Source organism: Leifsonia sp. NPDC058248 (genome assembly GCF_042881905.1).
Taxonomy (GTDB): Bacteria; Actinomycetota; Actinomycetes; order Actinomycetales; family Microbacteriaceae; genus Leifsonia.
In genome coordinates this window covers 273588-286377 of record NZ_JBHVXB010000001.1, presented here as the reverse complement: position 1 = coordinate 286377, position 12790 = coordinate 273588, and the positions used below count along the sequence as shown (strand labels likewise).

The window sequence follows — 12790 nt, the reverse complement described above, 5'->3', positions numbered from 1 at the left end:
TGTCGCTTGTACCAGGAGGTGACGTGGAGCGCCCGCTCGACCTCGAGAGCCTTCGCCTGCTCGTGCGCGTCGCGGCGACGGGCAGCCTGTCCGCGGTGGCCCGCGAGAGCGCGGTGTCGCAGCAGGCCGTCTCCTCCCGGATGACCGCGCTCGAGTCGCGGCTCGGCGTCGCGCTCCTCCGCCGCACACCCCAGGGAACGCGGCTCACCGACGCGGGCGCACTCGTGGCGGAATGGGCGACGCCGCTGCTCGACGAGGCCGATCGGTTCGCCTCGGTCACGCGTTCACTCCGCGCGACGGCTGGGACGAGCATCCGGGTCGCCGCCAGCATGACCATCGCCGAGCATCTCGCTCCGCGCTGGTTGCTGGCGCTCAGGGCGGAGAACGAGGCCGCCAAGATCGAACTCATCGCAGCGAACAGCGTGAACGTCGCCGAGCTGGTCCGATCCGGCTCCGCCGACGTGGGGTTCATCGAGACGCCCGAGATCCCGGACGACCTCGCGCACGAGTCGTTCGCCACCGACGAGCTCGTCATCGTGGTGGGGGTCGACCACCCGTGGGTCCGAAGGCGGTCGGGCGTGACGGTCGAGGAGCTCGCCGCCGTGCCGCTGATCGCGCGCGAGCGAGGGTCGGGAACCCGGCTCGCCTACGAGCAGGCGATGACGAACGCCGGGCATCCCCCCGTCGACCCCGCGATCGAGCTGTCGACCACCGCGGCGATCCGCGCGACGGTGTCGTCCGGGCGGTCTCCGGCCGTGCTGAGCATCCTGGCCGTTCGCGAACAGCTCGCCGACGGGACGCTCGCCAAAGTGAGATTGCGCGGGCTGCGCATCCTTCGACCGCTCACCGCCGTCTGGCGGAGCGGCACGGCGCCACGCACGCCCGCGGTCGACGAACTCCTCGCCATCGTCAGACGCTCATGAGGATCGAAGTGCTGCATATCGAGGACTGCACGAATTGGGAGGCGGCCGGCTCCAACGTGCGGGCGGCCCTCGCTCAACTCGGAGACGCGACGACACCGGTGACGTTCCGCCTGATCACGAGCGCGGACGAAGCCGCCGAAGTCCACTTCGTGGGCTCCCCGACGATCATGCTCGACGGCGAAGACCTGTTCCCGAGCCAGGGCGGCGCCTCGGAGCTCGCGTGCCGGATCTACTTCACGGCGGATGGAGTCGCCGGCCTCCCCACGATCGTTCAGCTCGTCGAGGCGATCGGCCCCGCGGCAACCGTCTGAGGACATTTTATTTGCTTGCGCCCGCAAATAAATCGGAGTAGCCTCGACGGTATCAGCGAGCATCCGGATCAGATGCCCGATTCCACTGCTGAGAAGGGAGCATCATGTCCAACGAACCATCCCCCGAGCTGGTGTTGCCGACCTACGCACCGGTGCCCGCATCGGCCCTCGGTCCGGCACTCAACGAGCACGGCTACTACGTCGGCCGAGTGCAGCGCAACCTGTTCTGGGTCACAGACGGCACCTACCTGTCGGCATTCCTCGCCACCGCAGAAGGCGTCGTGCTGTTCGACGCGCCGCCCACGATCGGCCACAACCTTCAGCGGGCGGTCGACGAGGTCACAGCCTCAGAAGGCACGACCAACAAGGTGACACACCTCGTCTACTCGCACCACCATGCCGACCATGCGGGCGCGTCGAGCCTGTTCGGAGACGACGTGGTCCGCATCGGTCACGAGGACACGCGCCGCCTGCTCCTGCGGGACGATGACCCGGCTCGACCCGCGCCCGAGATCACGTTCGCCGACCAGCTCACACTGGAGGTCGGCGGCGAGCGGGCGGAGCTCCGCTTTCACGGACCGAACCACTCCCCGGACAACATCTTCATCCACTTCCCCGATCATGATGCGTTGATGCTCGTCGACATCGTGAACCCCGGCTGGGTGCCGATCTACAACCTCAACCTGACGGAGGACGCCCCGGGCTACATCGACTCGGCCGCGAAAGCACTGGAGTATCCCTGGACCCACTACATCGGCGGTCACCTGGGGAGGCTCGGCACACGTGCCGACATCGAACTGCACCAGCGCTACATCGCGGACATCATCGCCAGTGCGCAGACCGCCCTCGGCTCCGTCGACCCCACACCGTACTTCGTCACCTACGGCGAGAACGCCTGGGCGGGAGTGAGGGGATACCTCGACGCCGTGACAGCGGCCGCTGCGGAACCGGTGATCGCCGCTTACACGGGCGTGCTCGCGTCTGCCGACGTGAAGGAACTGACCTACACGACCACCTTCATGATCATGCAGTCGATGCGGCTCGATCGCGGCGCGGGCTCCCAAGTCCATCCATGATCACGCGGGGCGGCTCGACTGCAGAACACGACTCAGGAACGGCTCGAGCATCTCCGAGGCGGCCGTGACCTGGGCAGGATCGAGCTGGTCGAACAGCAACCGCCGGGCGCGGTCCACCTGGATCGGGTAGGCCTTGCGGACCGCGTTCCGTCCCTGCGGCGTCACCGTCGCGACGGCGCTTCGAGCGTCGAGGTCGCTCTTGGCCCTGCCGGCGAGCCCCCGACGCTCCAACTCGGAGACCACCCTCGTCGTCCTCGACGGCGACAGGCCCGACGCGGTGGCGAGGTCCCCCATCCGGAGCCGTCCGTGCTCGGCGTCGGACAGGACCAGCAGTACGGCGAACTCCGAGAGCGTCAGCCCCGAGCCGCGGAGATCGTCGTCGAGGAGCCGAGGGAGCGCCCCATTGAGGCGCATCAGGGTACGCCAGAGTCGGTCCTCATCCTCCGTGAAATCACGCATGAGCACACAGTATCGCTTGCTTCGGCAAGCAACCATATGGCGAACGCCTGAAGGAGAAATTCAATGATCGAGAATTCACGGTTCCCCCTCGGATCACGCGCTGTCGCCCGGGTCGGCTATGGTGCGATGCAGCTCACGGGTCCCGGCGTCTTCGGACCGCCCGCGGATCGCCCCGAGGCCATCAGGGTGCTCCGCACCGCTGTCGAACTGGGTGTCGACCATATCGACACCGCTCAGTACTACGGCCCGGTCGTCGTCAACGAACTCATTCGCGAGGCCCTGACCCCGATCCGCGACGAGATCGCGATCGTGAGCAAGGTCGCCGTTCGACGCGGCTCCGCAGGCGAGATCCTCCCCTACGACGAGCCCGGCGAACTCCGCGCGGGCATCGAGGACAACCTGCGCACGATCGGCGTCGACCACCTGGCGGCAGTGAATCTGCGGATGCCCGACCCCACTGCCGCGCCGGACACCCGGTTCGACGACCAGGTGGCGGCGATGATCGAAGCGCGCGACGACGGTCTGATCGGCGGGATCGGCCTGAGCAATGTCAGCGCCGCACAACTCGAGCGCGCCCTCGAGCTCACGCCGATCGTCTGCGTCCAGAACTCGTTCAGCCTCGTGAACCGCGAATCGCTCGACGTGCTCGAGCTGACAGCCGAGCGCGGCATCGCCTTCGTGCCCTACTGCCCGCTGGGGTGGCCGCGATCGGATCGTGACCGCATACTGGCCCATCCGACCGTGCAGCGCATCGCCCGGGAACGGGGCGCGACTCCAGCGCAGGTCGCGCTGGCCTGGCTGCTGGAGCTCGGTCCCCACGTCCTCCTCATCCCGGGCACCCGCTCGGTGGATCACCTCGAGGAGAACCTCGGATCCGCCACCGTGTCGCTGGACGATTCCGACCGAGCAGAGCTCACCGAGTTGCAACTGGCCGCGGTCTGAGCACCTGGCCGTTCCACCTGTTCAAGGCCGGTTGTTCGGGCGTACATTTTGAGGCACCGGATCGTGTTAACGATTCCATTGCCCCCCGGCCAGGGGGCAGCCAATATCGGTTCTGTCACCTTTAACCCCCCTGTGATCGGAGCCTTTTCAGTATGAGCATTTCCGCCCCCAGCCCCCTCGCCACTGCCGCCCAGAAGATCGGCAGCTCCTGGTGGATCCTGGCCATCGTGGGCATCGCCTGGATCGTGATCGGTTTCGTCGTCCTCCGCTTCGACACCTCCACCGTCTACGTCATCTCTATCGTGTTCGGCATCCTCCTCCTCCTCTCCGCCGGCAACGAGGTCTTCCGCGCCGTGATCACCCCCGGCGGCTGGCGCGTCTGGCACACCATCTTCGCCATCCTCCTCGTCATCGCCGCGATCATCGCCTTCGTCAACCCCGGCGCCACCTTCGAATCCCTCGCCCTCGTCATCGGCCTCTACTTCGTCTTCATCGGCACCTACGACATCATCTCCAGCCTCTTCAGCATCGCCATCAGCCCCATCTGGTGGCTGCAGCTGCTCTCCGGCATCGCCGAACTCATCCTCGGCTTCCTCGCCTCCTCCTCCTTCTCCTCCAGCGTCCTCGTCCTCGTCACCTACGTCAGCGTCCTCGCCATCTTCCGCGGCATCGCCGAGATCAGCGCCGCCTTCACCATCCGCCACCTCACCCAGACCACCAACTGACCCTTCACCACCCGCAGACCCCGAACCACACCACAAGAAACGAAAGGCAAGACCATGGCACTCTCGGATCACCTCGCAACCCTCTCGAAGCAGGCCAAGTCGGTCGAAGACTCGGTGAACTCGTTCAACCAGGACACAGCCGAGAAGATCAGCGCCAAGCGTGCGGAAGCCAAGAAGTCGCTCGATGCGACGAAGGTCAAGATCGGCGACCAGATGAACGCCGACGCCGACGACTTCTCCGCCTCGTGGGCGGCAATGCAGAAGTCCGTCTCCGACGGCTTCGACTCGCTCCAGGACGACATCGCCAAGAAGCGCGCGGCGCGTGCCGCGAAGAAGGCGGAGCGCTCAGCGGAAGACGCCGAACTCGACGCGGAAGACGCCGTCGACTTCGCGACCTACGCACTGCAGGAAGCGGAGTACGCCATCCTGGACGCCGCATACGCCCGCGATGAGGCCGACCGGCTCCAGGGCCAGCAGGGGTAGTCGACCGGGCGGGTGGGCGTGCACTGTTTCGGTGCACGCCCACTCACCCGTTCACGATCGCTCCGGATGGACGACCCATGAGTGAATCCCAGCCCGAACTCCTGCGGCGACTGACCGCCACGTTGCTCGGCACCGCCACCGACCTTCCGGCTCGGCTGGCCGCATCCGTCGCGCAACGCGTCCCTGGCTACCGCCAGCCGTCGCCGGTCACCGATCAGGAACTCCTCGACTCCTGCACCGCGCACGTTGGCTTCATCTCCACGCTGGGCGGGCCCGATCCCGAACGCGACACGACTATTCGGGCGATCGGGGCGTCCCGTGCGCAAGCGAACTTCCCGCTCTCCGACGTCCTCGACGCGATCCGGGTGGGCTGCGAGTTCATCTGGGGTGAGATCGTCGACCACGCGCAATCCTCCGGGACGGCATCCGACGCCGAGCTCGTGACCGTTGCCGGACAGGTGTGGTCGATGAGCGACGAGTTCTTCAGCCTCATGAGCGCCGGGTACCGCGAAGAAGAAGAGGTCCGCCTCGTCAACGGTGAGCGCGAACGCTACGCACTCATCGACACCGTGCTGAGCGGACACGACCAGCCGAACGCCACGCTCTGGCAGGCCGTCGACCGGCTCGGACTCCCCCGCCAGCGGCCCTATGTCGTCGTCGCGGTCGAGGCGCAAGGAGGCGGCCACGTTCCGACCCCGCGCATCGACCGACGGCTGCGGGACGAAGACATCGAGTCTGCCTGGCTGCTGCGGTCCGACGTCGAGCTCGGCATCGTGTCCTGCAACGAGGCACAGATCCGGTCCCTGCGGAAAACCCTGCAGCAGTATCAGGTGCGAGCAGGGATCAGCCCGGTCACCCAGGACTTCGGCCACACCCCGCAGGCCGTCCGGCTTGCGCGCACCTCGCTCGCCGCGGCGGACGACGGTCACGTGAGGTTCTTCTCCGACTCCGCGATCCAGACGATGGCTGCCGGTGCGCCCGATGTGGCGTCCGAACTCGCAACGATCGTGCTCGAGAAGGTCCTCGAACTTCCCGAACCCGAACAGGAGACGATCCTCGACAGCGTGCGCACCTGGTTCGGCACGGGCGGCTCGGTGGCGGAGACCGCCCGGACGATGTTCGTGCACCCCAACACGGTGCGCAACCGTCTGCGGCGGCTCGAGACACTGACCCTCAGGAGCCTGTCCGATCCGCGCCAGTCCGCCGAACTGTACCTCGCCGTCGTCTCACTCCCCCGGCGAGCGCCCGACTAGGCCGCAACCGTCGGCGCCGCCGGTCAGCGGACTCGGTCCCGAAGGAACGCCGCGATCCTCTCTGTCGCCTCCTCCGCCTCCGGAGTGCCGAGCATCAACTGGTACACGTGCGGGAGGCCGTCGCCGATCTCCAGCCGCACATCGACCCCCGCCTCGATCGCCGCCTGTGCCAGGCGTTCCGCATCGCTGAGAAGGAGGTCGGCTGTCCCCACCTGCACGAGCAGCGGCGGCAGACCGGAAAGCGGTGCGAACAACGGCGACGCAAGGGGCGTTCTCGGGTCGGCGCCGGCCAGGTAGTCGGAGGCCAACTGGCGCAGCAGCGCCGGGGTCGAGATCGGATCCTGATCGACGCGCTCGGTCATGGACGTGCCCGAACTGGTCAGGTCCACCGTCGGGGACATCAGCACGGCGGCTGCGGGCAATTCGTCCCCGGCATCGCGCGTTGCCACGAGCAGCGCGACGGTGAGTCCTCCGCCTGCCGAGTCGCCGGCCACCGCCAGCGAGCGCGCGCGTACGTGTTGATCGACGCGGAGCCACTGCCACACGGCCAGCACGTCGACGATGGCGGCAGGAAACGGATGCTCAGGCGCCAATCGATACTCGGGAAACAGCACCCGCATCCCGGCGGCCCGTCCCAGCCGGGCAGCCAGCTCACCGTCGCTTCGCAGCGACCCGAACTGATAGCCGCCGCCGTGCACGAAGAGGAGCACCCTTTCGGCGTCCACCCCTGGGGCATCGAGCCAGTGCGCCGGCACCCCGCCGGCAGACACCTCGCTCACCAGCACATCGTCGGGCAGCGGGTGAACGAAGCCGGCCGGGGTGAAGCCCGCGCGCGCCTCGGCGACGGGCACAGGAGCGCCGGCGGCGCTGGAGTGCTGCCGGTCACGCAACACCCCCATCACATCCCCCATCGCCTGACTCGGCATTTCGACGCCCCCGCTAGTGCGACGGGTCGGAGTGGGTCGCCTCGAGCGGGAGCACCTCGCTCAGCCGGCGAGAGGCCAGGTCGTAAACGAACCCCCTGATCGGCACATCCGCAGAGATCCACGGATGCGACCGGGCCTTCTGAAGCTGCTTCCTCGTGTTCTGCTCGGCGTCGGTGAAGCTGTAGAACCTGGCCGGCGCGATCGGAGACATCCCGGTCTCCGTGCGGAGCCGGTCCTCCAGCTCGTCGTCGGTGAACGTGGTAAGCCCACAGCCGTTGTGGTTGATGATCATGATCTCCCTGGTGCCCAGAACCTGCGTCGAGATGACCAGGGACCGGATCGAATCGTCGTCGATGACGGTGCCGACGTTCCTGATCATGTCGACATCGGCGTCGTCCAGTCCGAGCATCCGGACGATGTCGCTGAGCCGGGGATCCGCGCAGGTGACGATCGCGATTCGAGGGGCCGGCGGCTTCTCGCGGTCGGGATCGCGATCGGTGGCGATGGTCGCATTGGCGCTCAGCGCGTCGTCGATGATGCTCATGGTCTTGTTCCTCCCGGGTTGACACAGGCGACGTTAGTACCGGGTGCGACCGATTGAAAGGCATCCAGCGCCGGATGACGCTCAGCGGAGCATCCGTCAGCCTCGGAAGATCTGGACGGCTTCGCGGTTCGCGTAGAAGACGATCACCAGACCGGCGAGCGGGTCGGCCCACCACCAGCCGAAAGCCAGATCGAGGACGAGACCGGCGAGCACGGCGCACGCGAGGATCCCGTCGATCAGGGTCACCCGGCCCTCGGTCGTCAGCACGGGATTGTCGAGCGCGCGCCCCACGCGCCACTTGCCGAAAGCGAGCGCGAACATCACGGCCGCCGTCGCCGCGGTCCACCAGACTCCGCCGACCCCCGGCGTCGCACGGTGCCCGACCGCCAGCGCCACGATCGACTGCACGAACAGGTAGGCGCCCAGAGCGACGAACGCCCAGCCGATCAGCCGCAGGGCGAAGCGCTGCCGGGCCTCCGCTCCCGAGCCGGTCAGCTCCCAGATGACCACGACGCTCGCTCCGATCTCGATGAGACTGTCCAACCCGAAGCCCGCCAGTGCGACGGATGCGCTCTGGACAGCGAGGACGGCGATCAGCACCACACCGACGACGTTCCACGCGAGTGTGACGACTTCCAGGCCGATCCCGGCCGTTCGGAGCCGCCGAACCTGCTTGGGCAGGGCGGGCGTGGATTCGGTCACCCTTGAGGGTACGTCCGGGCCCGGGCTGAGATCGAAGCGGCAGCCGGCATCCGGATGCTCGACCCGTACACAGGACGGCCGCTGAGGCGTACCGTCGCGCACGGTCGCGCAGCACGGCGCGCCCGATCGACGATGGGAGCCAGGATGGACGGACTTCGGGACAAGACGGTGGTCGTGACGGGCGCCAGCGGAGGCATCGGGAGGGCGGCCGCCATCGAATTCGCGCGGCAGGGCGCACAGGTCGCCCTGCTGGCGCGCGGACGAGCCGGACTCGACGGCGCCGCCCGCGAGGTCGAGGCGGCAGGCGGGCGGGCGATGACGGTCAGCGTGGACGTCGCGGACGCCGAGGCGGTCGAGGCCGCGGCCCAGGCGGTCGAAGACGAGCTGGGGCCGATCGATGTCTGGGTCAACGTGGCGTTCTCGTCGGTGTTCGCGACGTTCGAAGACGTGACGGCGGCCGAGTTCAAACGGGCGACCGAGGTGACCTACCTCGGCTATGTGTACGGCACCATGTCCGCACTGAAACGGATGCGCACCCGCGGCCGGGGAACGATCGTCCAGGTCGGTTCCGCGCTCGCGTACCGCGGCATCCCGCTGCAGAGCGCGTATTGCGGAGCAAAGCACGCGATCCAGGGGTTCAACGAGTCCCTCCGCTGCGAGCTCCTGCACGAGAAGAGCGCCATCCGCACCACCATGGTCCAGATGCCGGCGCTCAACACGACCCAGTTCACCTGGGTGCTCTCCCGGCTGCCGCACCAGGCGCAGCCCGTCCCCCCGATCTACCAGCCCGAGGTGGCCGCGCGTGCCATCGTCTGGGCGGCCGCGCATCCGCAGCGGCGTGAGTACTGGGTCGGTGCGAGCACGGTCGCGACGATGATCGTCAATTCCGTGGTGCCCGGCCTGCTCGACCGCTACCTGGCGAAGACCGGATTCTCGGCACAGCAGACCGACCAGAAGCGTCCGGAGGATCAGCCCGCGAACCTGTGGGAGCCGGCCGACGAGAAGGAGGACCTCGGCTTCCGGGGCATCTTCGGCGACCGTTCGCTCGCCCGGAGCACGCAATCGTGGTTCTCCGAACACCACGGCGCGTCGTTCCTCGCACTCGGCAGCGCCGCCGCGACGGCCCTCATCGGCACGGCGGCCCTGTGGAGACGAGCGGCCCGCTGATGTTCCTGGAGTTTCTGCGGATCGCCTACGGGCTCGCCGAACTGACCATGCCCGGCACCCTGTCCGGCGCCGTGCTCAAGGACGTTCCCGACAAGCGGATGCTCATCGCGCTGCGGATTCTGGGGGCGCGGAACGTCGTCCAGGGCGTCGCGACGCTGGCGACCCGGGGCCGGCTGGGGCCGTTGGGCGGCATGGTCGACCTCACGCACGCAGCGTCGATGGTGGGTCTTGCCGCCGTCGACGCACGGCGGCGCCGGCCTGCGCTGCTGAGCGCCTCCACGGCCGCACTCTTCGCGGCAGGAGAGCTCAGCGGTCGTTAACGGCTAACGGAGGAGGTCGACGCGCAACGACTCGAGCAGCTCGAGGAACCGCGCGCGCTTCTCGGGAGACGTGATGTCGCCGGCGGGCATCGTCATTTCGACGCCGGACTCGAAGACCGCATGCACCGTGACCCTGCCCGGCCAGGCGTCCGCACTCGTCGAGTACTCGGAGGCGCTGCCTGCGATGTTGAGATACGCGAGCCCCCGGCGGGCGTAGAGCCGCGTCTCGAGTTTCACGCGAGGGCCGGATGCACGGCTGTCGGCCGTCCCGAGCACCACCGAACGCTCGGTGAAGATGACCGCCCGGAACGCCATCCCGTCGGCTCCCTGCTGGACTCCGGCGTCGATGTACGAGATCGGGTCGTCACCGGCCGCGAGCACGAGCCCCGTGAGTAGCCGGCCGTACCAGTCCGGCTTCTGAGCCCACAGGTCTTTCAGGCCGCTCTCCTCCCGGAGGGCGCTGTCGATCTCGTCCCACACCCGCTGCACGTCCGACTGGCTCATGCGAACCTCCCCAGCAGTTCAGTGTCGCTGACGGGGATGCCCGCGGGCAACCCCGGACCCGCATTGCCGCCCGATCCGGGGAGGTCGTCAGTATGTCCAGGTTTTCCGTCGGACCTGCATACCGCTGCCGCCCCGCCCCGCAGTTTCATGGAGGTGATCGATTTCCCACCCCCTTTCGTGGGAAGACAACGAAGTCAGGAGTGTTCGATGTCAGTCAAGCAATTGGTGAGTTGGGGCGTCGCCGCGCTCCTCGTCGTCGGGGGGACCTCGGTGTCGATGGCGCCCCCTGCAGCGGCGGATCCGGTGAAAGCGTCGCCCGCTTCGGCGAAGGCGCAGACGCCGACACCGACGGCGGATCCGGCCCTCAGCCAGACGCCGTACCAGGGGTGGAACACCTATTTCGGCCTGGGTGGCGACTACACCAGCGCGAAAGTGCTGGACGTGGCCGACTATCTTGTCTCGAGCGGGCTCGCGAAGGCCGGCTACAACATCGTCTGGCTGGACGGGGGCTGGCAGGCCTCCGACCCACGCGGCGCAGACGGCCTCCTCCGGGGCGACCCGACCCGCTTCCCCGAGGGCATGGCCGCGCTGGCGGCAGCCATCCACGCCAAGGGCCTGAAGGCCGGCATCTACACCGACGCCGGTCCGTACATTCCGGGGAGCTGTGGCCTCGGAAGCTACGGCCATTACCAGACCGACGCCGACACGTTCGCCTCCTGGGGGTACGACGCGGTCAAGGTCGACTTCCTGTGCGGGATCACGGCCGGACTCGATCCGAAGACCGTCTACACCCAGTTCGCCGACGCGCTGCGGCACAACAGCAGCGGCCGGCCCATCATCTTCAACCTGTGCAACCCGGTGACCTCACCGGACTGGGGCAACTACCCCGAATCGCAGCAGTCCACCAACTCGTGGTCGTTCGCGCCCCAGATCGCGCAGTCGTGGCGGACCTACACGGATGTCGGCTTCGTCGGACTGATCAAGTACAGCGACGTGCTCCGGAACTTCGACGCGAACGCGCGTCATCCGGAGGCGGCCGGCCCCGGCCACTGGAACGACCCGGACTACCTCGGTCCCCAGCTCGGGATGACCGATGAGGAGTTCCGCTCGCAGATGGCCCTGTGGTCGATCTCCGCAGCGCCCCTGGTGATCGGAAGCGACCCCCGCACGCTCACCGCCTCCACGCTGAGCACGCTGAAGAACCCGGATGTCCTCGCGATCGACCAGGACCCGCTGGGTAAGCAGGCCGTGCGGGTCGGCGCCGCAGGCACCACAGAGACCTGGGCCAAGCCGCTCGCGAACGGATCCGTCGCTGTCGCCCTCGTCAACCGGGGCGACGCTCCGGCGGAGATCGCGACCACGCCCGCGGCGGTCGGCGTCATGGCCGACCGTGTCACCGTCAAGGATGCCTGGACGCACGCGGTCACCGAGGCCGTCGGAAACGTGCGATCCGAGGTCCCGGCGCACGGTGTCGGGCTCGTCGTCGTGTCGAAGTCGAAGGGCATGCCGCAGACGCCGCGCGTTCTCGCCGGTGCACCGACCGTCACCGCGATCGACGGTGCCGCTGTGGCTCCGACCTCGAACGCGCTCGTCTCCGCCGGCGCGAAGCTCACGACGAGTGTGACCGTCCGGAACGACGGCAGCACACCGGCGGGGGCTCCGAATGTCACGCTGACAGTCCCGTCCGGATGGGCTGTGTCGGCCCAAGGCCGGCCACCCCTGCTCGTCAACCCGGGGCACACCGCGCGGTTCGACTTCGTCGTGACCGTGCCCGCGTCCGCTGCTGCAGGAGGCCAGTCGGTCACGGCCGCGGTTCGCTTCCTCGGCCTCCACGGCACCGTGACGGTGCAGTCGCCGGCCCTCCAGGTGACGATCGCTCCGGCGCCGCCGTCGGGCGCCGACCAACCGCTGTCGCACCAGCCGTGGATCTCGGGCACGAGCGGATGGATGGAGCCCACGATCGACCAGAGCGTCGGCGGCGGGAACCCGATTGCGGTGGCGGGAACCGTGCATCCGACGGGTATCGGCGTTGCGAGCCCGTCGGACATCCGGTACTACATCGGAGGAGCGTGCACGAAGCTCACCGGTGTCGTCGGGATCGATGACGTCGTCAACAACGTCGGCCCCGAGGGCGGGACGGCGACGTTCTCGATCGTCGCCGACGGCAAGACGGTCTGGGACAGCGGCGTGGTCAGCCGCGGCACGGCCGTTCCGTTCGACGTCGACCTGACCTCCGCCCGTGAGCTCGTGCTCCACGTCGGAGACGCGGGAGACGGCGGATACAACGACCGCGCCGACTGGGCGGATCCGCTGATCAGCTGCAGCTGATCGCAGCACCGGAAGGGGGGCGCGGCCCCCCCCCCGGGCCCCCCCCCCGCGGGCGCCGGGGGCCCCACAACGCGGGGGGTGGGGGCCCCCCCCCGCCGCGCGGGGCCGGGGAGCCCCCCCCCCGGAA

At 68.4% G+C, this 12790-nt stretch carries 15 protein-coding genes; 10 read left to right on the top strand and 5 right to left on the bottom strand.

The genetic code is table 11. From position 1 onward, the window contains the following. Positions 1-23 precede the first annotated feature (23 nt). From ACFVV5_RS01550 to ACFVV5_RS01540, 3 genes are all read left to right on the top strand, one after another. A complete protein-coding gene (locus ACFVV5_RS01550) occupies positions 24-923 on the top strand; it encodes a LysR family transcriptional regulator (protein WP_387237891.1) in 900 nt (299 codons plus the stop codon). Continuing rightward, positions 920-1234 (top strand): thioredoxin family protein, encoded by a 315-nt coding sequence (locus ACFVV5_RS01545; protein WP_387237888.1) that lies wholly within the window; start codon positions 920-922, stop codon positions 1232-1234. The genes ACFVV5_RS01550 and ACFVV5_RS01545 overlap by 4 nt, the downstream gene beginning before the upstream one ends. A 104-nt stretch (positions 1235-1338) precedes the next feature. After that, a complete protein-coding gene (locus ACFVV5_RS01540) occupies positions 1339-2310 on the top strand; it encodes an MBL fold metallo-hydrolase (RefSeq protein WP_387237885.1) in 972 nt (323 codons plus the stop codon). Here ACFVV5_RS01540 and ACFVV5_RS01535 read toward each other — a convergent pair whose 3' ends face one another. Continuing rightward, on the bottom strand, positions 2311-2769 hold the full coding sequence (locus ACFVV5_RS01535) for a MarR family winged helix-turn-helix transcriptional regulator (RefSeq protein WP_387237882.1): 459 nt from the start codon (positions 2767-2769) through the stop codon (positions 2311-2313). It abuts the gene before it with no gap. 63 nt (positions 2770-2832) lie between these two features. Here ACFVV5_RS01535 and ACFVV5_RS01530 point away from each other — a divergent pair, with 63 nt between their 5' ends. From ACFVV5_RS01530 to ACFVV5_RS01515, 4 genes are all read left to right on the top strand, one after another. Then, on the top strand, positions 2833-3711 hold the full coding sequence (locus ACFVV5_RS01530; RefSeq protein ID WP_387237879.1) for an oxidoreductase: 879 nt from the start codon (positions 2833-2835) through the stop codon (positions 3709-3711). A gap of 152 nt (positions 3712-3863) precedes the next feature. After that, on the top strand, positions 3864-4436 hold the full coding sequence (locus ACFVV5_RS01525; protein WP_387237876.1) for an HdeD family acid-resistance protein: 573 nt from the start codon (positions 3864-3866) through the stop codon (positions 4434-4436). Positions 4437-4490: 54 nt separating this feature from the next. Beyond that, positions 4491-4919 carry a hypothetical protein gene (locus tag ACFVV5_RS01520; RefSeq protein ID WP_387237874.1) on the top strand — a complete coding sequence of 143 codons (429 nt, stop codon included), beginning with the start codon at positions 4491-4493 and terminating at the stop codon, positions 4917-4919. Between the two features lie 77 nt (positions 4920-4996). Next, positions 4997-6172, top strand: coding sequence for a PucR family transcriptional regulator (locus tag ACFVV5_RS01515; protein ID WP_387237871.1), 1176 nt, complete (start codon positions 4997-4999; stop codon positions 6170-6172). 23 nt (positions 6173-6195) lie between these two features. Here the strand turns inward: ACFVV5_RS01515 and ACFVV5_RS01510 are convergent, their stop codons facing one another. From ACFVV5_RS01510 to ACFVV5_RS01500, 3 genes are all read right to left on the bottom strand, one after another. Then, positions 6196-7098 carry an alpha/beta hydrolase gene (locus ACFVV5_RS01510; protein WP_387237868.1) on the bottom strand — a complete coding sequence of 301 codons (903 nt, stop codon included), beginning with the start codon at positions 7096-7098 and terminating at the stop codon, positions 6196-6198. A gap of 13 nt (positions 7099-7111) precedes the next feature. Next, positions 7112-7642, bottom strand: a complete 531-nt coding sequence (locus ACFVV5_RS01505) for a beta-class carbonic anhydrase (protein WP_387237866.1) — start codon at positions 7640-7642, stop codon at positions 7112-7114. 96 nt (positions 7643-7738) lie between these two features. After that, a complete protein-coding gene (locus ACFVV5_RS01500; RefSeq protein WP_387237863.1) occupies positions 7739-8344 on the bottom strand; it encodes a cation transporter in 606 nt (201 codons plus the stop codon). Between the two features lie 144 nt (positions 8345-8488). On the opposite strand from ACFVV5_RS01500, the gene ACFVV5_RS01495 reads away from it, so the two are divergent. Continuing rightward, on the top strand, positions 8489-9511 hold the full coding sequence (locus ACFVV5_RS01495; RefSeq protein ID WP_387237860.1) for an SDR family oxidoreductase: 1023 nt from the start codon (positions 8489-8491) through the stop codon (positions 9509-9511). Then, positions 9511-9831, top strand: a complete 321-nt coding sequence (locus ACFVV5_RS01490; RefSeq protein WP_387237857.1) for a hypothetical protein — start codon at positions 9511-9513, stop codon at positions 9829-9831. The genes ACFVV5_RS01495 and ACFVV5_RS01490 overlap by 1 nt, the downstream gene beginning before the upstream one ends. 3 nt (positions 9832-9834) lie before the next feature. Here ACFVV5_RS01490 and ACFVV5_RS01485 read toward each other — a convergent pair whose 3' ends face one another. Next, positions 9835-10335, bottom strand: a complete 501-nt coding sequence (locus ACFVV5_RS01485; RefSeq protein ID WP_387237854.1) for a hypothetical protein — start codon at positions 10333-10335, stop codon at positions 9835-9837. Between the two features lie 207 nt (positions 10336-10542). Here ACFVV5_RS01485 and ACFVV5_RS01480 point away from each other — a divergent pair, with 207 nt between their 5' ends. Then, positions 10543-12663 carry an NPCBM/NEW2 domain-containing protein gene (locus tag ACFVV5_RS01480; protein WP_387237851.1) on the top strand — a complete coding sequence of 707 codons (2121 nt, stop codon included), beginning with the start codon at positions 10543-10545 and terminating at the stop codon, positions 12661-12663. The last annotated feature ends 127 nt before the right edge of the window (positions 12664-12790 follow it).